General features: G+C 61.8%; 17 protein-coding genes. All 17 read left to right on the forward strand.

Going from position 1 to position 21,066, the window contains the following annotated elements; genetic code table 11:
- Positions 1–297: 297 nt before the first annotated feature.
- Complete coding sequence (mraZ, locus tag OKB81_RS09505; RefSeq protein ID WP_039040489.1) at positions 298–756, forward strand: division/cell wall cluster transcriptional repressor MraZ; 459 nt, start codon at positions 298–300, stop codon at positions 754–756.
- Positions 757–1,695 (forward strand): 16S rRNA (cytosine(1402)-N(4))-methyltransferase RsmH, encoded by a 939-nt coding sequence (gene rsmH, locus OKB81_RS09510; protein ID WP_042015088.1) that lies wholly within the window; start codon positions 757–759, stop codon positions 1,693–1,695. It abuts the gene before it with no gap.
- Between the two features lie 3 nt (positions 1,696–1,698).
- The gene (gene ftsL / locus OKB81_RS09515; RefSeq protein WP_160837916.1) at positions 1,699–2,013 is read left to right on the forward strand and encodes a cell division protein FtsL; all 315 of its coding nucleotides are present in this window, start codon (positions 1,699–1,701) and stop codon (positions 2,011–2,013) included.
- Positions 2,010–3,776 carry a penicillin-binding transpeptidase domain-containing protein gene (locus tag OKB81_RS09520; RefSeq protein WP_270805219.1) on the forward strand — a complete coding sequence of 589 codons (1,767 nt, stop codon included), beginning with the start codon at positions 2,010–2,012 and terminating at the stop codon, positions 3,774–3,776. Before ftsL ends, OKB81_RS09520 begins: the two co-directional genes overlap by 4 nt.
- 95 nt (positions 3,777–3,871) lie before the next feature.
- The gene (gene murE, locus OKB81_RS09525) at positions 3,872–5,356 is read left to right on the forward strand and encodes a UDP-N-acetylmuramoyl-L-alanyl-D-glutamate--2,6-diaminopimelate ligase (RefSeq protein ID WP_160837914.1); all 1,485 of its coding nucleotides are present in this window, start codon (positions 3,872–3,874) and stop codon (positions 5,354–5,356) included.
- Positions 5,353–6,708: a UDP-N-acetylmuramoyl-tripeptide--D-alanyl-D-alanine ligase gene (locus tag OKB81_RS09530; protein WP_160837912.1), complete on the forward strand. Its 1,356-nt coding sequence runs from the start codon at positions 5,353–5,355 to the stop codon at positions 6,706–6,708. The genes murE and OKB81_RS09530 overlap by 4 nt, the downstream gene beginning before the upstream one ends.
- Entirely contained in the window at positions 6,702–7,784 is a 1,083-nt protein-coding gene (mraY, locus tag OKB81_RS09535) for a phospho-N-acetylmuramoyl-pentapeptide-transferase (protein WP_010675838.1), read from the forward strand. Before OKB81_RS09530 ends, mraY begins: the two co-directional genes overlap by 7 nt.
- A gap of 3 nt (positions 7,785–7,787) precedes the next feature.
- Complete coding sequence (murD, locus tag OKB81_RS09540) at positions 7,788–9,071, forward strand: UDP-N-acetylmuramoyl-L-alanine--D-glutamate ligase (protein WP_041211794.1); 1,284 nt, start codon at positions 7,788–7,790, stop codon at positions 9,069–9,071.
- Positions 9,068–10,252, forward strand: a complete 1,185-nt coding sequence (ftsW, locus tag OKB81_RS09545) for a cell division protein FtsW (protein ID WP_043154095.1) — start codon at positions 9,068–9,070, stop codon at positions 10,250–10,252. Before murD ends, ftsW begins: the two co-directional genes overlap by 4 nt.
- Complete coding sequence (gene murG, locus OKB81_RS09550; RefSeq protein WP_010675835.1) at positions 10,249–11,316, forward strand: undecaprenyldiphospho-muramoylpentapeptide beta-N-acetylglucosaminyltransferase; 1,068 nt, start codon at positions 10,249–10,251, stop codon at positions 11,314–11,316. Before ftsW ends, murG begins: the two co-directional genes overlap by 4 nt.
- 110 nt (positions 11,317–11,426) lie before the next feature.
- Complete coding sequence (murC, locus tag OKB81_RS09555) at positions 11,427–12,881, forward strand: UDP-N-acetylmuramate--L-alanine ligase (RefSeq protein WP_041211792.1); 1,455 nt, start codon at positions 11,427–11,429, stop codon at positions 12,879–12,881.
- Positions 12,882–12,978: 97 nt separating this feature from the next.
- The gene (locus tag OKB81_RS09560; RefSeq protein ID WP_029314839.1) at positions 12,979–13,731 is read left to right on the forward strand and encodes a cell division protein FtsQ/DivIB; all 753 of its coding nucleotides are present in this window, start codon (positions 12,979–12,981) and stop codon (positions 13,729–13,731) included.
- Entirely contained in the window at positions 13,712–14,971 is a 1,260-nt protein-coding gene (gene ftsA, locus OKB81_RS09565) for a cell division protein FtsA (RefSeq protein ID WP_160837910.1), read from the forward strand. The genes OKB81_RS09560 and ftsA overlap by 20 nt, the downstream gene beginning before the upstream one ends.
- Positions 14,972–15,010: 39 nt before the next feature.
- Entirely contained in the window at positions 15,011–16,162 is a 1,152-nt protein-coding gene (gene ftsZ / locus OKB81_RS09570) for a cell division protein FtsZ (RefSeq protein ID WP_005305686.1), read from the forward strand.
- Between the two features lie 102 nt (positions 16,163–16,264).
- A complete protein-coding gene (gene lpxC, locus OKB81_RS09575) occupies positions 16,265–17,188 on the forward strand; it encodes a UDP-3-O-acyl-N-acetylglucosamine deacetylase (protein ID WP_010675831.1) in 924 nt (307 codons plus the stop codon).
- Positions 17,189–17,328: 140 nt separating this feature from the next.
- A complete protein-coding gene (locus tag OKB81_RS09580; RefSeq protein WP_039040495.1) occupies positions 17,329–18,234 on the forward strand; it encodes a M23 family metallopeptidase in 906 nt (301 codons plus the stop codon).
- A 57-nt stretch (positions 18,235–18,291) separates the two neighbouring features.
- Positions 18,292–21,012: a preprotein translocase subunit SecA gene (gene secA / locus OKB81_RS09585; protein ID WP_160837908.1), complete on the forward strand. Its 2,721-nt coding sequence runs from the start codon at positions 18,292–18,294 to the stop codon at positions 21,010–21,012.
- Positions 21,013–21,066: the final 54 nt, after the last annotated feature.

A 21,066-nucleotide genomic window follows, 5' to 3' on the forward strand; every position in this document is an offset into this window, starting at 1 on the left:
CATTTACTGGTAACCCATTGATATTAAATGACTAAAATTTTCATTTTTTGTTCTTGGGATACTTGTTCGCACTTTCCTTAGATCACAAACGAAGCCTTTTTTATATCTATTTCAATTGGTTGGCGCTAAAGATCCTGTACATGAGTCCCATCACGCTGCGTCAATATGTTCCCCATGCCCGAGATCCTTGCTTGAAAAGCCCCCTGCTCGTCCTTAAACTTCATGGTGGAGAAAAGTGGATCAAAGTGGTTTTATTGGGCATCTAGCCCCCATAACTCACCTTTCGGGGACTGCAATTTGTTGCGTGGCGCTCACGCCATCAGCCTGGACAGCAAGGGGCGGTTGGCGATTCCGACCAAATTTCGTGATTGGCTGCGCGACGAGTGCGACGGCCAGCTGGTCTGCACCATCGACATCGCCCATCCCTGTCTGCTGCTTTATCCCCTGAATGAATGGGAAGAGGTGGAGCGCAAGCTGAAGACCCTTTCCAGCACCAACCCGGCAGAACGCCGCCTGCAGCGTCTGCTGCTCGGCCACGCGGCCGAATGCGAACTGGATGGCAATGGCCGTCTGCTGCTCAGCCAGCCGCTGCGCAGCCATGCCGGGCTAGACAAGAAAGTCATGCTGGTGGGCCAGCTCAACAAATTCGAGCTGTGGGATGAAGCCCGCTGGCAACAACAGATCAACGACGACATCCTGGGCCTGCCCGAGGACGACTGGGCAAGTTCACCACGACTACAGGATTTTTCTTTATAAATGACCCAAGCCGCTGAACACATCACAGTGCTGTTGCACGAAGCCGTCGAAGGGCTGGCCATCAAGCCGGACGGTATCTACGTCGACGGCACCTTTGGCCGGGGTGGTCACTCTCGTCTCATTCTCCAGCATCTGGGCCCCAATGGCCGTCTGATCGCCATCGACCGGGATCCCCAGGCCATTGCCGAGGCGGCCAAGATCCAGGATCCCCGTTTCGAGATCGTGCACGGTCCCTTCTCCGGCATCACCCGCTATCTGACCGAGCGCGGCCTGCTGGGCAAGGTCGATGGCTTCCTGCTGGATCTCGGTGTCTCCTCCCCCCAGCTTGACGATGCCGAGCGTGGCTTCAGCTTCATGAAGGACGGCCCGCTCGACATGAGAATGGATCCCACCTCCGGTCAGAGTGCCGCCGAGTGGCTGGCCCGTGCCGATGTGGACGACATCGCCTGGGTGCTGAAAACCTTCGGTGAGGAGCGCTTCGCCAAGAAGATTGCTCGCGCCATCGTGCACGATCGGGTGACCGAGCCCTATGTGCGCACCCGCCAGCTGGCGGAGATGATTGCCCGGGTCAACCCGAGTAAGGAGAAGGGAAAGCACGCGGCGACCCGCAGCTTCCAGGCCATCCGCATCTATATCAACAGCGAGCTGGACGAGATCGAAACCGCCCTCAACGGCGCGCTGGACGTGCTGGCTCCTCACGGTCGTCTCTCCGTCATCAGCTTCCACTCTCTGGAAGATCGGCTGGTGAAGCATTTTATTCGCAAGCATGAGAAAGGTCCGGAAGTACCCCACGGGATCCCCCTGACCGAAGCCCAGCTTGCCGGTGGTCGCAAGCTGAAGTCGATCGGCAAGGCGCTCAAGCCTTCCGACCACGAGGTCAATGAAAACACCCGGTCCCGCAGCTCGGTGCTGCGGGTCGCAGAGCGTCTTGCGGAGTAAGCGATGAGCGATGTGCGCGTTCACCTCGCCAGGGAGATCGTTGCGGATCTCTGGCGCCACAAGTTGCAGGTCCTGTTGACCGTCGCCGTGCTGGTCACCGCCTTTGCGGTGATCCTGGTGACCAACATGACCCGGGGTCTGGCGGCCAAGCAGAACGATCTGATGGCGGAGGAGGACAGGCTCAACATCGAGTGGCGCCACCTCTTGCTGGAACAGGGCACACTGGCTGAGCACTCCCGGGTGGCGAGTCTGGCCATGGACAAGTTGCAGATGGCTCGTCCCCTGGTGACCACTGAAAAGGTAATTACACAACCATGACACGCAAGGCCGCCACCAAGGCTCCGGCAAAGGACAAAGCCAAGGCGAAAGCACCCTCACTCTACCCGTGGCGCTTTCGTACCCTGGTTTTCTTCATCGGCATCGCGTTTGCGGGGCTGATCCTGCGGCTGGCCTGGATCCAGGTGATCGATCCGGACAGACTGCGCCAGGAGGGGGACATGCGCTCCCTGCGCACCACCTCCACCCAGGCGGTGCGCGGCATGATCACGGACCGCAATGGCGAACAGTTGGCGGTATCCGTGCCGGTCGAAGCGGTCTGGGCCGATCCCAAGACGGTGCATGAGTCCGGTGCCATCCACAACGAGCGTGCCTGGCTGGCACTCTCCGCCGTGCTCAAGCTCGACATCAACACCCTCAAGCATCGCATCGCCAACCCGAGCAAGCGCTTCGTCTATCTGCAGCGGCAGGTGACGCCTGCTGTGGCCGAGTACATCAAGGGGTTGAAGCTGGGGGGCATCTATCTGCGCCCCGAGGCGCGCCGTTTCTACCCGACCGGCGAGATAAGCTCCCACCTGGTGGGGGTGACCAACATCGATGGCAGCGGCATCGAGGGGATTGAGCGCAGCTACAACGAGTGGCTGACCGCAACCCCTGGCGAGATGAGGGTGCGCAAGGACAGGCAGGGCCGCGTCATTGAGCGCCTGGGCCTGGTGAAAGAGGGCAAACACGCCAACGATCTGCAACTGAGCATCGATCAGCGGGTGCAGGCGCTGGCCTATCGCGCCCTCAAACGGGCTACCGACGAGAACAAGGCCACCTCCGGCTCCATGGTGATGCTGGATGTGAAGACCGGCGAGGTGCTCGCCATGGTCAACACCCCCTCCTACAACCCGAACAACCGTGGCCAATACCAGAGTTTCCGGGTGCGAAACCGGGTGGTGACCGATACCTATGAGCCGGGCTCCACGGTCAAGCCATTGATTCTGCTTAGTGCCTTGCAAGCCGGTGTCACCAGCTGGAAGGACTTCATCCCGGGCGGCCCCCTCTTCATCGGGGCCAAGCAGATCCGTGACGTGAGTATCCACAAGGCGACCAACCTTTACGACATCCTGCGCTACTCCTCCAACATCAGCATGTCGCGCATCGCGCTGCGGATGCCGGCCCAGGAGATGATCAACACCCTGAGCATGGTGGGCTTCGGCATGGACACCGGCAGCGGCCTGATGGGGGAGAGCAGCGGCATGCTGCCCCAGCGTCGCCGCTGGTCCGACATCGAGCGAGCCACCCTGTCGTTCGGTTATGGTCTGCGAGTGACCCCGCTGCAGCTGGCCTCCGCCTACGCCACCCTGGCCAACAAGGGCAAGCGGGTTCCGCTCTCCATCATCAAGGTGACCAAGCCGCCCAAGGGTGAGCAGGTCATCGATCACAACAACGCCGCTGCCATGTTGCAGGCGCTGGAGTACGTGGTCAGCAATGCCATTCCCAAGGCCCAGATCCCCGGTTATCGGGTCGGTGGCAAGAGTGGTACCGCCAAGGTGGCCGTGGCTGGGGGCTATGGCAAGGACTACATGGCCTGGTTTGCCGGTTTCGCGCCGGCCAGCAATCCCCGTTTCGTCATGGTGGTGGTGATTAACGAACCCAAGGGGGATGCCTACTACGGCGGTGCCGTGGCGACCCCGCCCTTTGCGGAGGCCATGGGAGGCGTGTTGCAGCTCTTCAACATCCGTCCTGATGCGATCCCGCCCGAGGTACCCGCCAAGCTTGCCCGCACGGAGGCCAACAATGGCGCACCGCGTACTTGACGGGCATCCGGCTTTTTCCATCGACCCCGCTGCTGTCGGGGCGTTTTCCATGGCGTGTACGAGCGCCCGCATTCCCGCATTTTCGGAGGCTTCTCATGCCGCCCCGCACACTTGATCAACTGATGAGCCGCTTCGGCATCGATGCCCCGGCGCTTTCCCTCACCGATCTCCAGCTCGACAGTCGGCGGGTCGGTCCCGGCTCGCTCTTCGTGGCGATTCGTGGCCATCAGGTGGATGGCAGGCGCTTCATCGAACAGGCGGTGGCTCAGGGAGCGACCGCCGTGCTGTTTGAGGAGGACGGAGAATTCGTCCCTCCGGCGACCCAGATCCCCTGCATCGGCATGAGGGATCTTCCTGCTCGTCTCTCCGAGCTGGCCGGCCATTTCTACGGTCACCCTGCGCAAAAGCTGCAACTGGTGGGCATCACGGGCACCAACGGCAAAAGCACCACGGCCCTGCTGGTGGCCAACTGGCGCACCCTGCTGGGGGGCAAGGCCGGGGTCATGGGCACCATAGGCAACGGTCTGTTCGGCGAGCTCATCGAAGCAGAGAACACCACGGGCAGCGCGGTCCAGGTGCAGGCCAATCTGGCCGCCTTGCAGCTGCAGGGGGCCGATCTGGTGGCGATGGAGGTCTCCAGCCACGGTCTGGTGCAGCATCGTGTGGTGGCCCTGCCGTTTGCCGCGGCAGTCTTCACCAACCTGAGCCGGGATCATCTGGACTATCACGGTACCATGGAGGCCTATGCCGCCGCCAAGGAAGAGCTGCTGAAGCTGGTGGATGAGCCTTGCGCCGTCATCAACGCCGATGATCATCTGGGACGGCAATGGCTGGCGACCTATCCCGGTGCGGTGGCCTTCGGGGTTCATGGTCCGATTGAAAACCATGCCGGACGACAACTGACGGCGCAGGATCCCCATTTCCACCAACAAGGTTTTGATACGCGCATTAACTCCAGCTGGGGGAATGGTGTATTATCCGCCCCCTTGCTCGGCCGCTTCAACGTCAGCAACGTGCTGGGTGCCATGGGCGCCATGCTGGTGCTCGGCTACGACTTCGATGACCTGCTGGCGACGGCCCCCAGACTGCAACCGGTGACCGGTCGCATGGAGTGCTTCGGCGGTGGCGATGCGCCGCTCGCCGTGGTCGATTACGCCCACACCCCGGATGCGCTGGAGAAGGCATTGCAGGCCCTGCGGGTGCACTGTCACGGCCGGCTCTGGTGCCTGGTGGGATGCGGCGGCGACAGGGATCGCGGCAAGCGTCCCATGATGGCTGCCATGGCGGAGCTGCATGCGGACTGCGTGATCCTGACCGACGACAATCCCCGTACCGAGGAGCCGGCCCGGATCATGGCCGACATGGTGGCGGGTCTTCGCGATCCCGGCGCCGTGCAGATTGAGCACGACAGGACCAAGGCAATCCAGCTGGCACTGAGTCAAGCGAGCAAAGAGGACATCATCCTGGTGGCCGGCAAAGGCCACGAGGATTATCAGATCATTGGAACCGACAAGCGGCACTACAGCGATCGGGAAACCGTCGCAGCCGCCTTGCACACATTAATGGAGTCATTCAAATGATGACCCTCAGGCTTGCCGACCTGGCGCAGGTGCTCGATGCCCGTCTGATCGGGGGCGACCATGAGATCACGGCGGTCAGCACCGACACCCGTACCCTGGGCGCGGGGGCGCTGTTCGTGGCCCTGCGCGGCGAGCGTTTCGACGCCCACGATTTCTGCGACCAGGCAGTTGCCGTCGGCGCCAGTGCCCTGCTGGTAGAGCGCGAATTGCCGCTGGCCATTCCACAACTGGTGGTGGGCAACACCCTCAAGGGGCTTGGGCGTCTGGGCAGGCTGGTGCGCGAGCGCATCAATCCGAAAGTGCTCGCCATCACCGGCAGCTGTGGCAAAACCACGGTGAAGGAGATGGCGACGGCCATCCTGCGCTGTGAAGGGGAGGTGCTGGCCACCGCCGGCAACTTCAACAACGAGGTGGGGGTGCCGCTGACCCTGCTGCGCCTCGAGCCGCAACACCAGTTCGCGGTGATGGAGCTGGGAGCCAACCACCCGGGCGAGATCGCCTGGACCACGTCGCTTGCCAGACCCGACGCCGCCATCATCAACAACGTCGCTGCCGCGCACCTGGAAGGCTTTGGCTCCCTGGAAGGGGTGTTCCATGCCAAGAGCGAAATCTTCGAAGGGTTAGGCGAGGGCGGCACCGCCATCGTCAATGCCGACAACGAGTTCTGGCCGAAGTGGCGTGAAAAGGGCATCCAGTGCGCCTTCTCCCTCGAGGATCAGCGTCAGCCGTTCCACGCCCGCGACATCGTGCTCAACGAGCAGGGTTGTGCCGGGTTCGTGATGGTGACGCCCCAGGGAGAGGTGAACCTGACTCTGGCCATTCCGGGTCGCCACAACGTGGCCAACGCCCTGGCTGCTGCCGCCGGGACCCTGGCGCTGGGCGCATCGCTTGCGTCCGTCAAGGCGGGGCTGGAGCAGATGGCGCCGGTCAAGGGCCGTTTCTGCGTACAACGCTGGGGTGGCCTCACCTTGGTGGATGACACCTACAACGCCAGCGTGGAGTCCGTGCTGGCGGGTATCGATGCCCTGACCGCCATGAACGGCTACAAGGTGCTGGTATTCGGTGACATGAAAGAGTTGGGTGAGGAGTCCGCCGCGCAGCATGCACGGGTCGGATACCACGCCCGTGAGCAGGGCCTCGATGCCGTGCTGACCGTAGGGGAACAGAGTCGCCACACCGCAGATGCCGCGGCTGGCCGACATTTCGATAACAAGGCGTCGTTGTTTGAAGTGCTTGCGCAAATGATAAAGACACATCAGGAAATTTCGATTCTGGTCAAGGGCGCCCGTGGCTCCCGCATGGAAGATATTGTCGAGATGGTCAAGGGCCATCAGGAGTCAGCCACATGCTAGTCTGGCTGGCGGAACTGCTCACCCCGCACTTCACCTTCTTCAACGTTTTCTCCTATCTGACGTTTCGCGCCATCCTGTCGATCATCACCGGTCTGGTGGTGGCGCTCTGGATGGGGCCGCGCCTCATCCGTCGCCTGCAGATCATGAAGTTCGGCCAGGTGATCCGCAACGACGGTCCCGAATCCCACCTCAGCAAGAAGGGCACCCCGACCATGGGCGGCCTGATGATCATTGCCGCCATCTTCACTTCTGTGCTGCTCTGGTGCCGTCTCGACAACCCCTATGTCTGGCTGGTGCTGTTCGTGCTGGGGGCCTATGGCGCCATCGGTTTTGCCGATGACTATCTCAAGGTGGTGCGCAAGAACACCGACGGCCTCATCGCCCGCTGGAAGTACTTCTGGCAGTCCGCGGTCGCGCTGGGTGTGGCGGTCTTCCTCTACGCCACGGCCACCCACGATGGCCAGACCCAACTGGTGGTCCCCTTCCTCAAGGATGTGATGCCCCAGCTCGGCCTGATGTTCATCCTGCTGACCTACTTCGTCATCGTCGGTACCTCCAACGCAGTCAACCTGACCGATGGCCTGGATGGTTTGGCCATCATGCCGACCGTGATGGTGGCGGGAGGCTTCGCCCTGATCGCCTGGGCGACCGGCAACGTCAACTTCGCGAACTACCTGCACATTCCCTACGTGCCCTACACCTCCGAGCTGGTGATCGTCTGTACCGCTATTGTGGGCGCGGGCCTGGGTTTCCTCTGGTTCAACACCTACCCGGCCCAGGTCTTCATGGGGGACGTCGGTTCCCTGGCCCTGGGCGGCGCGCTCGGTACCATCGCGGTGCTGGTTCGCCAGGAGTTCCTGCTGGTGATCATGGGGGGCGTCTTCGTGATGGAGACCGTCTCGGTGATCCTGCAGGTCGGATCCTACAAACTGCGCGGCGTGCGGATCTTCCGCATGGCCCCCATCCATCACCACTATGAGAAGAAGGGCTGGCCGGAGCCGCGCGTCATCGTGCGCTTCTGGATCATCACCCTCATGCTGGTGCTGCTTGGCCTCGCCACCCTGAAGGTGAGGTAAGCCATGGTCATCATCATCGGACTCGGCAAAACCGGACTCTCCTGCGTCGATTACTTCCTCGACCGCGGCGTCACGCCGCTGGTGATGGACACCCGTGCCAATCCGCCGGGCAAGGACGAGCTTCCCCCCGAGGTGGAGCTCATCCACGGGCTGGACGCGGAGCGACTCAAGCAGGCGCACATGATAGTGGCGAGCCCGGGCATCGCCCTGGCGACTCCGGAGTTGAAGGCCGCCGCCGAGTTCGGGGTGCGCATCGTCGGTGACATCGAACTGTTCGTACGTGAAACCCAGACGCCCGTCATCGCCATCACCGGCTCCAACGGCAAGAGCACGGTCACCACCCTGGTGGGTGAGATGATCGCCGAGGCGGGACTCAAGGTCGGTGTGGGGGGCAATATTGGCACCCCGGCGCTGTCACTCCTCAAGCAGCCCATGGATCTCTGCGTGCTGGAGCTCTCCAGCTTCCAGCTCGAGACCACCTACAGCCTGCGGGCCGCCGCCTCCGTGGTCCTGAACCTCAGTGAAGATCATATGGATCGCTATGCCGGCATGGCGGATTACCGCGCCGCCAAGATGGAGATCCATCAGCACTCCCAGCACATCCTGATCAATCGCGACGATCCCCAGACCCTGCCCGATGTGGGTCAGGTGTGGCAGAGTTTCGGCCTCGACTGCAACGGCTACGGTCGCTGCGAGCTGGAGGGCCGTCACTGGCTGACCTTGCACGGCGAGCCGCTCCTGGCGGTGGACGAGATGAAGATAGTGGGTGCCCACAACCAGGCCAATGCCCTGGCGGCCATGGCCCTGTGCGATGCGGTGGGCATTCCCCGCGAGGCACAACTTGCCGTGCTGCGCCGCTTTGAAGGCCTGCCTCACCGTGCCCGCTTCGTGCGGGAGGTAAATGGGGTGCGCTGGATCAACGACTCCAAGGCCACCAACGTGGGGGCGACCCTGGCCGCCGTGGCCGGGGTACGTGAAGCGGTCAAGGGCCGCCTGCTGCTGCTGGCCGGTGGCCAGGGCAAGGGGCAGGACTTCGGCCCGGTGCAGGCCCTGCTCGGCAGCCAGATCGATCACATGTACTGCTTTGGCCAGGATGCCGAGGTGCTGCTGGCCCTGGGCGAACAGACCGAGCGGGTTGCCGATCTTGACGCTGCTGTCGCCAAGGCGGCGGTCGATGCCAGGCCCGGTGACTGGGTGCTGCTGGCGCCGGCCTGCGCGAGCCTGGATCAGTTCAAATCCTTTGAAGCGCGCGGCGATCGCTTCACCGAACTGGTGATGGGCTTATGAACGCCCTTCGCGCCGTCGCAGGATTCTTGCAGCGCTGGTTGCTACCGGCGCGCCCTGCCGGCCTCTACGATCGGCAGCTGGTGGTGCTGGCCCTCGCCCTGATGGGCGTCGGGCTGGTGATAGTGGCGTCCGCTTCCATTCCTGAGGGGATCGCCATCAACAACGATCCCTTCATGTTCGTGAAGCGCCACGGCATGTTCCTGGTGATGGCGCTGGGTATCTCCTGGTTCGTGTTGCAGGTACCCATGGCACGCTGGCAGCACTACAACGGCCCCATGTTGTTGCTGGCCATCGTGCTGCTGGTGATGGTGTTGCTGGTGGGCCGCAGCGTCAACGGTTCGGTACGCTGGCTGCCGCTGGGCCCCTTCAACCTGCAGCCGGCTGAGTTCGGCAAGCTGGCGCTGTTCGTCTATCTGGCGGGCTATCTGGTGCGCCGCCAGAGCGAGGTGCGCGAACGCTTCATCGGTTTCATGAAACCCATGGCGGTGCTGTTCGTGGTGGCCATCCTGCTGCTGGCCCAGCCGGATCTCGGGTCAGTGGTGGTGATGTTCGTCACCTCCCTCGGGATGCTGTTCCTGGCCGGTGCCCGGCTGGTGCAGTTCATCGGTCTCATCCTGGTGGGGGTGAGCGCCGTGGTGACCCTGATCATCGCGGAGCCCTACCGGATGCGGCGGGTGACCTCCTTCCTTGACCCCTGGGCCGATCCCTTTGGCAGCGGCTATCAGCTGACCCAGTCCCTGATGGCCTTTGGTCGGGGGAGCTGGTTTGGCGAGGGGCTCGGCAACTCCATCCAGAAGATGGAGTACCTGCCGGAGGCCCACACCGACTTCGTGTTCGCCATTCTGGGCGAAGAGCTGGGCTACGTGGGGGTGCTTGGCGCACTCTTCCTGATTTTTGCGCTGGCAGTGAAGGCGCTCAAGCTGGGTCACCAGGCGCTGGTGGCCGAGCGGCTCTATGAAGGCTATCTGGCCATCGGCATCGGCATCTGGTTCAGCTTCCAGACTTTCGTCAACGTCGGTGCCGCCAGCGGCATGATGCCTACCAAGGGGCTGACCCTGCCGCTGGTCAGTTATGGCGGCTCCAGTCTCATCATCATGATGGTGGCGGTGAGCATGTTGATTCGTATCGATTTCGAGTTGCGCCAGGCAAGTGCCCAGGCGCGCGTGCGGGAGGTTGCGTGAGCAAGACGTTACTGGTGATGGCGGGTGGTACCGGGGGGCATGTGTTCCCCGGCCTGGCCGTCGCCGATCGCCTCAAGGCCCAGGGCTGGACCATCCACTGGCTCGGTACTGCCGATCGGATGGAGGCGGAGCTGGTGCCTGCCCATGGTTATCCCATCTCCTTCATCGACATCCAGGGGGTGCGTGGCAACGGCATCAAACGGCTGCTCGCGGCGCCCTACCGTGTCATCAAATCCGTGCTGCAGGCCCGCCAGGTGCTCAAGACCATCCAGCCCGATGTGGTGCTGGGCATGGGGGGCTTCGCCTCCGGCCCGGGTGGCGTGGCCGCCTGGCTGTCCGGCATTCCGCTGCTGCTGCACGAGCAGAATGCCGCCGCCGGCCTGACCAACAAGCTGCTGGCCCGTATCGCCAGGCGGGTACTGATGGCCTTCCCGGGTGCCTTCGCCCCCAATGCCCGTACCGCCGTGGTGGGCAACCCGGTGCGCCCCGAGGTGGTGGCGCTGCCGGATCCCCAACTGCGCAGCAGCAGCGATCCTCTGCGCCTGCTTGTGGTCGGTGGCAGCCTGGGGGCCAGGGTCCTCAACGAGCAGGTGCCTCCTGCGGTTGCAGCTGCCGGTGTGCCCATCGAGGTGCGTCACCAGTGCGGCAAGGGCAACGGGGAGGCCGTGGCTGCCTCCTATGCCGGGCTGGGGGTCGAGGCCGAGGTGAGTGAATTTATCAAGGACATGGCGGATGCCTATGCCTGGGCTGACCTGGTGGTGTGCCGCGCCGGCGCATTGACCGTCTCCGAAGTGGCCGCTGCCGGTGTGGCCGCCATCTTCGTGCCCCTGCCCCATGCGGTGGACGATCACCAGACCCGCAACGCCCTGACCCTGGTCGACGGCGGAGCGGCCGAGTTCCTGCCCCAGTCCGAGCTGACACCGGCGGCGCTGGCGTCGCGCCTATCCTGGCTCGCCGGGCGCAGGGAAACCCTGTTGAACATGGCCCAGGCCGCGCGCCGGGTCGCCATCATCGATGCTGCCGAACGGGTTGCCGATGAGTGCAAACGGCTCGCCACCGGCTGAGCCAAACGAGATGGAAGGCCAAGATGTGCCGCCAAGGCCCCGCTTCTGTCTTCGAACTGATGAATGTCGCCGAATGAAAATGGCCTGTGGCCACGAATTGAGAAAGAACTATGACCAAGGTTGAACTGGCAAAACTGCGTACCGTTATCCCCGAAATGCGCCGCGTGCGTCGCATCCACTTCATCGGCATCGGTGGCGCCGGTATGGGCGGTATTGCGGAAGTGCTTGCCAATGAAGGGTATCAGGTGACCGGCTCTGATCTGGCCCGCAACGGGGTGACCGAACGCCTGGCCTCTTTGGGCGCACACATTTTTGTCGGTCACAGTGCCGAGCATGTGGACGGTGCCAGCGTGGTGGTGGTTTCCACCGCCATCAAGCAGGACAACCCCGAGCTGCTGGCTGCCCGCGAGCTGCGTATTCCCGTGGTGCGCCGCGCCGAAATGCTGGCTGAGCTGATGCGCTTCCGTCACGGCATCGCCATTGCCGGGACCCACGGCAAGACCACCACCACCAGTCTGGTGGCGAGCATCTATGCCGAGGCGGATCGCGACCCCACCTTCGTCATCGGCGGTCTGCTCAACAGCGCCGGCACCAATGCCCGCCTGGGCAGCAGCCGTTATCTGATTGCCGAGGCGGACGAGAGCGACGCCTCCTTCCTGCATCTGCAACCCATGGTTTCCATCGTGACCAATATCGAAGCGGACCACATGGACACCTATGGTGGCGATTTCTCCAGGTTGAAGGCCACCTTCATCGATTTCCTGCACAATCTGCCGTTCTACGGCCTGGCCGTGGTGTGCGTGGATGACCCCGTGATCCGCGGCATGCTGCCGGAGATCGCCCGTCCTACCCTCACCTACGGTCTGAGCGATGATGCCGATGTGCAGGTGCTGGACTTCGTGCAGACCAGCAATCGCAGCCGCTTCCGGGTGCGCCGTGCAGGGGCGGGTGAGCTGGAGGTGACCCTGAATCTGCCGGGCATCCACAACGCCCTCAACGCCGCCGCCGCCATCGCGGTGGCAACTGAAGACGGCATCGGCGACGAGGCCATCATCCAGGCACTTTCCAAGTTTGAAGGGGTGGGGCGCCGCTTCCAGCAATATGGCGAGTTTGAAACCGGCCGTGGCAAGGCCATGCTGGTGGACGATTACGGTCATCACCCGAGCGAAGTGAAGGTGACCATCAACGCCGCTCGCGCCGGCTGGCCCGAGAAGCGGCTGGTGATGGTGTTCCAGCCGCACCGCTACAGCCGTACCCGGGATCTCTACGAAGATTTCGCGGATGTGCTTTCCAAGGTGGACGTGCTGGTGATGCTGGAGGTCTATGCCGCCGGTGAGGAGCCCATTCCCGGTGCCGATGGTCGTGCCCTGTGCCGTTCCATCCGCTCCCGCGGCACCCTGGAGCCCATCTTTGTCGCAACGCCGGACGATGTGCCCGCGGTGCTGGCCGACCTGATTGGCGAGGGGGATCTGGTATTGACCCAGGGGGCGGGTAACGTCGGTGCGCTGGCCCGTCGTCTCGGCGAGATGAAATTGAGCGTGGATAGCATGAAATCCGGTGCCTGAGGGCCCAATGAGTATTTTGACCGCCAAGCCGAGGCCTATATAATGGCGAACCGGTCTGCAAGTGACCGGCATGGCGCGTTTTACGGGGATCGATCGGGTGGAGGCAAGGGCACAAGGGCGCACCAAGGGGGGCTTCATCGCCGGGGTGGCATTTTTCATCCTGGTCATGTGGGGGCTCTACCAGACGGCGCTGGATGTTAAAGACTGGCTGACGGATGCCAGTCGGTTGCCCATGAGCGAGCTGTTGCTGCAGGGGCAACACGAATATTTGAAGGCCGATGAGTTGCGTGCTGCCGTGCTGGATGGTGCCGAACTTCGCAACTTCTTCGAGCTGGATGTGAACGAATTGCAGGCGCGTCTGAACGCTCTGCCCTGGGTGGCCCAGGTCTCGGTACGAAAGAAGTGGCCGAACAAGATCAAGGTCTATCTCACGGAACAGGATGTGGCGGCTCGCTGGAACGGTAACCGCTTCGTCAACACCAAGGGTGAGGTATTCAGTGCCCCGGACAGGGTGAAGAAGCCCCTGATGCAGTTGTCCGGGCCCGATGATCAGGCCGCCAAGGTGCTGGAAGCCAGCCATCAGTACGAAACGCTGCTGGCGGCCAAGGGATACAAGTTGCTGGGGGTGAATCTGACCCCCCGCCATGCCTGGGAACTGACCCTGGATGGCAACATTCAGCTGTTTGTGGGGCGCTCGGATATCGCGCTTCGTCTGCAGCGGTTTATCGATGCCTTTCCGGTCATCGAGCCCCGTGAGCGGGTTGCTTACGTGGATCTTCGATACGACACCGGGATGGCAGTTGGCTGGAAGAAAAGCGAAGAGAAAGTGAATGACCAACACCGCAGATAGAAATTTGATTGTCGGACTGGATATCGGCACGACCAAGGTGGCGGTACTGGTTGGCGAAGTATTGCCTGATGGCGAACTCAATGTCATCGGCATGGGCAGCCACGCTTCTCGCGGTATGGAGAAGGGCGGGGTCAATGACCTCGACTCCGTGGTCAAGTCCCTGCGCCGCGCGGTGGAAGAGGCCGAGATGATGGCAGACTGCCAGATCAGTTCTGTCTATCTGGGGCTGTCCGGCAAGCACATCGATTGCCGCAACGAGACCGGCATGGTGCCCATCTCCGACAAAGAGGTGACCCAGGAGGATGTGGACAACGTCATCCACACCGCCAAGTCGGTGCGGTTGTCTGACGAGCTCCGGGTGCTGCACGTGCTGCCCCAGGAGTTCGCCATCGACTATCAGGAAGGGATCAAGAACCCGGTCGGCCTCTCCGGCGTGCGGATGGCAGCCAAGGTGCATCTCATCACCTGCCACAACGACATGGCGCGCAACATCGAGAAGTGCGTTGAGAAGGTGGGTCTGCGGGTGGATCAACTGATCTTCTCCGCCCTGGCCTCCAGCTACGCCGTGCTGACCGAAGACGAGAAGGAGCTTGGTGTCTGCGTGGTGGACATCGGTGGTGGCACCATGGACATGTCGCTGTTTACCGGCGGCGCCCTGCGCCACACCAAGGTGATTCCCTATGCGGGCAGCACGGTGACCAGCGACATCGCCTATGCCTTCGGCACGCCGCCGCTGGATGCGGAGGCGATCAAGGTGCGCTATGGCTGTGCCCTCGGCCGCCTGGTCAGCAAGGAAGACAATATCGAAGTGCCCAGTGTCGGCGGTCGCCCGGCGCGCAGCCTGCAACGGCAGACACTGGCGGAAGTGATTGAACCCCGTTACACCGAGTTGCTCTCCATGGTGAATGACGAGCTGGTGCGGGTGCAGAGCGAATTGAAGGCACAGGGGGTCAAGCATCAGCTGGCCGCCGGTGTGGTCTTGACCGGTGGCGCGGCCCAGATCGAAGGCATTGTGGAGTGCGCAGAGCAGATCTTCCAGAGCCAGGTCCGGGTGGGCGAGCCCATGAATATCCGGGGATTGAGTGACTACGTACAGGCACCGGTGTACTCGACTGCGGTCGGGTTGTTGCAGTACGGCCGCACCAACCAATCCACCGGCAGTAACAAGGAATATGCCGCCAAGGCAAGCGTAGGTGGGCTGGTCAAACGGGTCAGCAACTGGTTGCGTGGCGAGTTCTAAAGATTTTGCTGAGTCAGGCAAATAAAGCGGAGAGACAACATGTTTGAATTTATGGATAGCCACACTGACGAAGCCGTCATCAAGGTGATAGGTGTGGGTGGCGGCGGCGGCAACGCAGTCGAGCACATGGTTCGTCAAAACATCGAAGGGGTCGAGTTCATCACCGTGAACACCGACGCCCAGGCACTGCGCAACTCCAGTGCCAATACCACCTTGCAGATCGGCGGTGGCATCACCAAGGGTTTGGGTGCCGGGGCCAACCCGGAAGTGGGTCGTGACGCCGCCATGGAAGACAGGGAAGCGCTGCGCGAGCTGCTGACCGGTTCCGACATGGTGTTCATCGCTGCCGGCATGGGTGGTGGTACTGGTACAGGTGCTGCACCGATCGTGGCCGAAGTGGCCCGCGAGATGGGTATCCTGACCGTTGCCGTCGTGACCAAGCCGTTCTCCTTCGAAGGGAAGAAGCGGATGGGCTTCGCCGCTCACGGCATCGAAGAGCTCTCCAAGAACGTCGACTCCCTGATCACCATCCCCAACGACAAGTTGCTGAAGGTACTGGGTCGCGGCATCTCCTTGCTGGACGCCTTCAAGGCGGCCAACGACGTGCTGCTGGGTGCGGTGCAAGGCATCGCCGAACTGATCACCCGCCCGGGCCTCATCAACGTCGACTTCGCGGACGTGCGGACCGTGATGCGCGAGATGGGTACCGCCATGATGGGTACCGGCTCCGCCTCCGGTGACGACCGTGCCGAAGAAGCGGCCGAGAAGGCCATCTCCAGCCCGCTGCTGGAAGACGTGGATCTGGCCGGTGCCCGCGGCATCCTGGTCAACATCACTGCCGGCATGGACATGACCATCGAAGAGTTCGAGACCGTGGGTAACGCGGTCAAGGCCTTCGCGTCCGAGAACGCCACCGTGGTGGTGGGTACCGTAATCGACCCGGAAATGCACGACGAACTGCGCGTTACCGTAGTGGCGACCGGTATCGGTGCCGAGCGCAAGCCCGACATCACTCTGGTCAAGAACAACATGGTTCAAGAGCGTCCGGCTCGTCAGCCCCTGATCAGCGAAGCCCTGCAGTCTCGCGTGATGGAAGAGGCCCCGGCCAAGGTGGTGAACGCCGAGCCGCAAGCTCGTCGCGAACCGGATTATCTCGATATTCCTGCGTTCCTGCGCAAGCAGGCAGACTAAGCCTCTGATGGCTCTGGTTTGTTTGTTGCTTAAGGATTGTGCTAAGATGGCCCGGCAACGACCATCTGGTCAGGAATTTGAGCTGTTAAAGCGGATACGCCCATGATTAGACAAAGAACCTTGAAAACGAGTGTCCAGGCCACCGGTGTGGGCCTGCATTCGGGCCGGAAAGTCACTATGACGTTCCGTCCGGCGCCTGTTAACACAGGGATCGTTTACTTGCGTACCGATCTGAATCCTGTGGTCGCGCTGCCAGCCAACGCCGATCAGGTGCGTGATACCGTGCTTTGTACCGCTCTGGTGAACGAAGCCGGTGTTCGCGTGTCGACCATCGAACACCTGTCTGCCGCTCTGGCCGGGATGGGCATCGACAACCTCTATGTCGAGGTTGATGCCCCCGAGATCCCGGTAATGGACGGCAGTGCGCATCCGTTCATCTATCTGCTGCAGGAAGTGGGTATTCGTGAACAGAACGCACCTAAGCAGTTCGTGCGGATCAAGCAGAGCATCCGGGTTGAAGACGGCGACAAGTGGGCGGAATTCCACCCCTACCGCAACGGCTTCAAGATGGATCTCGAGATCGATTTCCAGCATCCGGTGTTTGAAGGCCGCAACCAGCGTTGCGTGCTGGACTTCTCCGGCAGCTCCTTCGTGAAAGAGATCAGCCGTGCCCGTACCTTCGGCTTCATGCGTGACATCGAGTACCTGCGTTCCCAGAACCTGGCACTGGGCGGCAGCCTGGAAAACGCCGTGGTGCTGGATGACTACCGGGTGCTGAACGAAGATGGTCTGCGCTACGAAGACGAGTTCGTGAAGCACAAGATGCTGGATGCCATCGGCGATCTGTACATGTGCAATCGCAGTATCATCGGTGAATTCCGTGCCTACAAGACGGGCCATGCCCTGAACAACAAGCTGCTGCGTGCCCTGCTGGCCCAGCAGGAGGCCTGGGAACTGGTGACCTTCGAGGGTGAGGGCGACAAAGCGCCTATCGCTTACTACGACAACGGTCTGGTTCTGGCCTGATAGCTGTGCAACAGGACGTCGGTCATCTCTCCGCACCGACGTCCTGTCATTTGTTTATTCCATCCTTTAATACCGATTATCTCCCGGTTTTATTGCCCGTGCAGGCCTTTGGCCTCACCTGACCGAGAAGACAGATTTCTATGAGTATTACCCTGATCCTCCACGGTAAGCAGCGCCGCAGGTTGCACTTACCCAAACAACGGCTGGCCTGGGTCGGCGGTATTCTCTTCACTGTATTGGCCTTGGGGGGCGGCTGGCTCTGGCAGAGCTGGCAGCAGAAAATGGAGGCGCTGGAAGTGGCGCTGACCCTGGCGCAGCAGCAAAAATCCACGCAAGGGGCCGATGAAGCCCGCGAACAGCTTGCCATGCTGGCCGCCCAGGTGGGCACCATGCAGGGACAACTTGGTCGCCTCAACGCCCTCGGCGAGCGCCTGACCGAGAAGGCGGACCTCGATCCCGAGGAGTTCAACTTCAAGGAGCTGCCCCCGATGGGCGGCCCTTCCTACGATGCAGACCTGGAAGTCAGCCTGGGTGAACTGCAAGATTCCATGGAACACCTCAGCCGTCAGCTCAGCAGCCGCGAAGAACAGCTGTCGGTACTTGAATCCTTCATCATGAACCACCATATCACCGATGCGGGTTTCATCCCCGGCTCACCGGTCAAGCAGGAGCGTGTCTGGATCTCCTCCGGTTTCGGTGGGCGGGTCGATCCGTTCAACGGTCGCGCCAAGATGCACAAAGGGGTGGATTTCCGCGGCAGGCCCGGCACCCCCATCCTGGCGACAGGCAAGGGGATTGTCAGCTGGGCGGGGCGCCATCCGGAGTTTGGCAACATGGTGGAGATTGACCATGGCAATGGTCTGGTCACCCGCTATGCCCACAATTCCAAGTTGCTGGTGGATGTGGGCACCCTGGTCGATGAGGGCCAGAAGATTGCCCTGATGGGGCGAACCGGTCGTGCAACCGGAGTTCATTTGCATTACGAAGTGTTGAAAGATGGTCGTCAGGTCAACCCCGCGCGCTTTCTGAATGCCAGACGGGGTTAGGTTTTTTCTTCAGGTTCCAGTGACGGAACGCTTATATAACCAAAACAGTTGGTACCCATGATTAGCACACTGCTCACCAAGATTATCGGCAGCCGGAACGACAGAACGCTCAAGGCTTTGCGCAAAATTGTAAAACAAATCAATGCGATGGAACCTCAATTCGAGGCACTGTCCGATCAGGAACTGCAGGCGAAGACCGCCGAGTACCGTCAACGTCTGGAGCAGGGCGAAACACTGGAGCAGTTGCTGCCGGAAGCGTTCGCCACCGTCCGTGAAGCCTCCCGCCGTGTGTTCGGCATGCGTCACTTCGACGTCCAGCTGATCGGCGGCATGGTGCTGAACTCCAACCGCATCGCCGAAATGAAGACAGGTGAAGGTAAAACCCTGACGGCCACCCTGCCGGCCTACCTGAACGCCCTGACCGGCCGCGGTGTGCACGTCGTGACGGTGAACGACTATCTGGCCAAGCGTGATGCGGAAGCCAACCGCCCGCTGTTCGCCTTCCTCGGCATGACGGTGGACTGCAACGTGCCCGGCATGGATGCGTCCCAGAAGCGCGATGCCTACGCTGCCGACATCACCTACGGTACCAACAACGAATTCGGTTTCGACTACCTGCGCGACAACATGGCATTCTCGCCGGAGCAGCGCGTACAGCGTCCGCTCAACTACGCGCTGGTGGATGAGGTGGACTCGGTGCTCATCGATGAAGCCCGCACCCCGCTCATCATCTCCGGTCCGGCGGAAGACAGCTCCGCCATGTACACCCAGATCAACAAGTTGATCCCGCTGCTGGTCAAGCAGGACAAGGAAGACTCCGAGGAGTACACCGGCGACGGCCACTACACGGTGGACGAGAAGAACCGCCAGGCGCTGCTGACCGAAAACGGCCAGATCTTCGTGGAAGAGCTGCTCAAGAAAGAGGGACTGCTGGCCGAGGATGACTCCCTGTTCTCCGCCACCAACATCAGCCTGCTGCATCACGTCAATGCCGGCCTGCGTGCGCACACCCTGTTCGAGCGCAACGTCGACTACATCGTCCAGAAGGACGAGATCGTCATCGTCGACGAGCACACCGGCCGCACCATGCCGGGTCGTCGCTGGTCAGACGGTCTGCACCAGGCGGTCGAGGCGAAGGAAGGGGTCAAGATCCAGAACGAGAACCAGACCCTGGCCTCCATCACCTTCCAGAACTATTTCCGTCTGTACGACAAGCTGGCGGGCATGACGGGGACTGCCGATACCGAAGCCTTTGAATTCCAGCAGATTTATGGCCTGGATACCGTGGTCATCCCGACCAACAAGCCGATGGTGCGCAAAGACATGGGCGATCTGGTCTACCTGACCGCCCAGGAGAAATATGCGGCCATCGTGCAGGACATCCGCGAGTGCGTGAAGCGCGGCCAGCCCGTGCTGGTCGGTACCGTCTCCATCGAGAACTCCGAGCTGCTTTCCGGCATCCTGACCAAGGAAAATATCCCGCACAAGGTGCTGAACGCCAAGTTCCACGCCATGGAAGCGGAGATAGTCGCCCAGGCAGGCCAGACCGGCGCCGTCACCATCGCCACCAATATGGCCGGTCGTGGTACCGACATCGTGCTGGGCGGCAACTGGCAGGCGGAAATCGCCCAGTTGGAGAACCCGACCGAGGAGCAGATTGCCGAGCTGAAAGCGGCCTGGCAGGTGCGTCACGATGCGGTATTGGCCGCCGGTGGTCTGCACATCATAGGTACCGAGCGCCATGAATCCCGTCGTATCGACAACCAGCTGCGCGGCCGTTCCGGTCGTCAGGGTGATCCGGGTTCCTCCCGCTTCTACCTCTCCATGGAAGATACCCTGATGCGGATCTTCGCCTCCGACCGCGTGACCGGCATGATGAAGAAGCTGGGCATGGAAGAGGGCGAGGCCATCGAGCATCCCTGGGTGACCAAGGCCATCGAGAATGCCCAGCGCAAGGTGGAAGGTCGCAACTTCGACATCCGTAAAAACCTGCTCGAGTTTGACGACGTGGCCAACGATCAGCGCAAGGTGGTCTACGAGCAGCGCAACGAACTGCTGGACACCAACGACATCTCCGAGACCATTCACGTCATCCGTGACGACGTCTACGGCGCCATCATCGATGAGTACATCCCGCCCCAGTCCCTGGAAGAGATGTGGGACGTGCCGGGTCTGGAAGCGCGTCTGAAGTCCGATTTCGCCCTGGATCTGCCGCTGCAGCAGTGGCTGGCGGAAGACGACAAGCTGTATGAAGAGAAGCTGCGCGAACGCATCCTGGATGAAGCCACCAAGCTCTATGCCCACAAGGAAGAGCTGGTCGGCAAGGAGGTGCTGCGCAACTTCGAGAAGGCGGTGATGCTGCAAACGCTGGATGGTCTGTGGAAGGAGCACCTGGCGGCCATGGATCACCTGCGCCAGGGCATCCATCTGCGCGGCTACGCCCAGAAGAACCCCAAGCAGGAGTACAAGCGCGAATCCTTCGATCTGTTCACCCAGATGCTGGAAACCCTCAAGCGCGACGTGGTCAGCATCCTGAGCCGGGTACAGGTGCAGGAGCGGGATGTGGAGGCGATGGAAGAGCAGCAGCGCCAGCAGGCCGAAGCCGCTCCCCGTACCTACACCCATGCCACGGCCGAAAACCAGCTGGCTGACGAGGATACGGGTGGGGGCGAGGGCCATACCACCTTCGTGCGCGACGAGCAGAAGATCGGGCGCAATGATCCCTGCCCCTGTGGTTCGGGTAAAAAATACAAGCACTGTCACGGTCAGCTGACCTGACACCCTGCCATGATGAATACACCGCCTCCGGGCGGTGTATTCATTTTCGGACCA

Origin of the sequence: Aeromonas sp. QDB56, from assembly GCF_027705505.1 — a bacterium.
Classification (GTDB): domain Bacteria; phylum Pseudomonadota; class Gammaproteobacteria; order Enterobacterales; family Aeromonadaceae; genus Aeromonas; species Aeromonas caviae.

What these genes read in the sequence shown, in the direction of transcription:
- rsmH (WP_042015088.1), top strand. Translation starts at nt 757, where the DNA reads ATGACCCAAGCCGCTGAACACATCACAGTGCTGTTGCACGAAGCCGTC.
- ftsL (WP_160837916.1), top strand. Translation starts at nt 1,699, where the DNA reads ATGAGCGATGTGCGCGTTCACCTCGCCAGGGAGATCGTTGCGGATCTC.
- OKB81_RS09520 (WP_270805219.1), top strand. Translation starts at nt 2,010, where the DNA reads ATGACACGCAAGGCCGCCACCAAGGCTCCGGCAAAGGACAAAGCCAAG.
- murE (WP_160837914.1), top strand. Translation starts at nt 3,872, where the DNA reads ATGCCGCCCCGCACACTTGATCAACTGATGAGCCGCTTCGGCATCGAT.
- OKB81_RS09530 (WP_160837912.1), top strand. Translation starts at nt 5,353, where the DNA reads ATGATGACCCTCAGGCTTGCCGACCTGGCGCAGGTGCTCGATGCCCGT.
- mraY (WP_010675838.1), top strand. Translation starts at nt 6,702, where the DNA reads ATGCTAGTCTGGCTGGCGGAACTGCTCACCCCGCACTTCACCTTCTTC.
- murD (WP_041211794.1), top strand. Translation starts at nt 7,788, where the DNA reads ATGGTCATCATCATCGGACTCGGCAAAACCGGACTCTCCTGCGTCGAT.
- ftsW (WP_043154095.1), top strand. Translation starts at nt 9,068, where the DNA reads ATGAACGCCCTTCGCGCCGTCGCAGGATTCTTGCAGCGCTGGTTGCTA.
- murC (WP_041211792.1), top strand. Translation starts at nt 11,427, where the DNA reads ATGACCAAGGTTGAACTGGCAAAACTGCGTACCGTTATCCCCGAAATG.
- ftsA (WP_160837910.1), top strand. Translation starts at nt 13,712, where the DNA reads ATGACCAACACCGCAGATAGAAATTTGATTGTCGGACTGGATATCGGC.
- ftsZ (WP_005305686.1), top strand. Translation starts at nt 15,011, where the DNA reads ATGTTTGAATTTATGGATAGCCACACTGACGAAGCCGTCATCAAGGTG.
- lpxC (WP_010675831.1), top strand. Translation starts at nt 16,265, where the DNA reads ATGATTAGACAAAGAACCTTGAAAACGAGTGTCCAGGCCACCGGTGTG.
- OKB81_RS09580 (WP_039040495.1), top strand. Translation starts at nt 17,329, where the DNA reads ATGAGTATTACCCTGATCCTCCACGGTAAGCAGCGCCGCAGGTTGCAC.
- secA (WP_160837908.1), top strand. Translation starts at nt 18,292, where the DNA reads ATGATTAGCACACTGCTCACCAAGATTATCGGCAGCCGGAACGACAGA.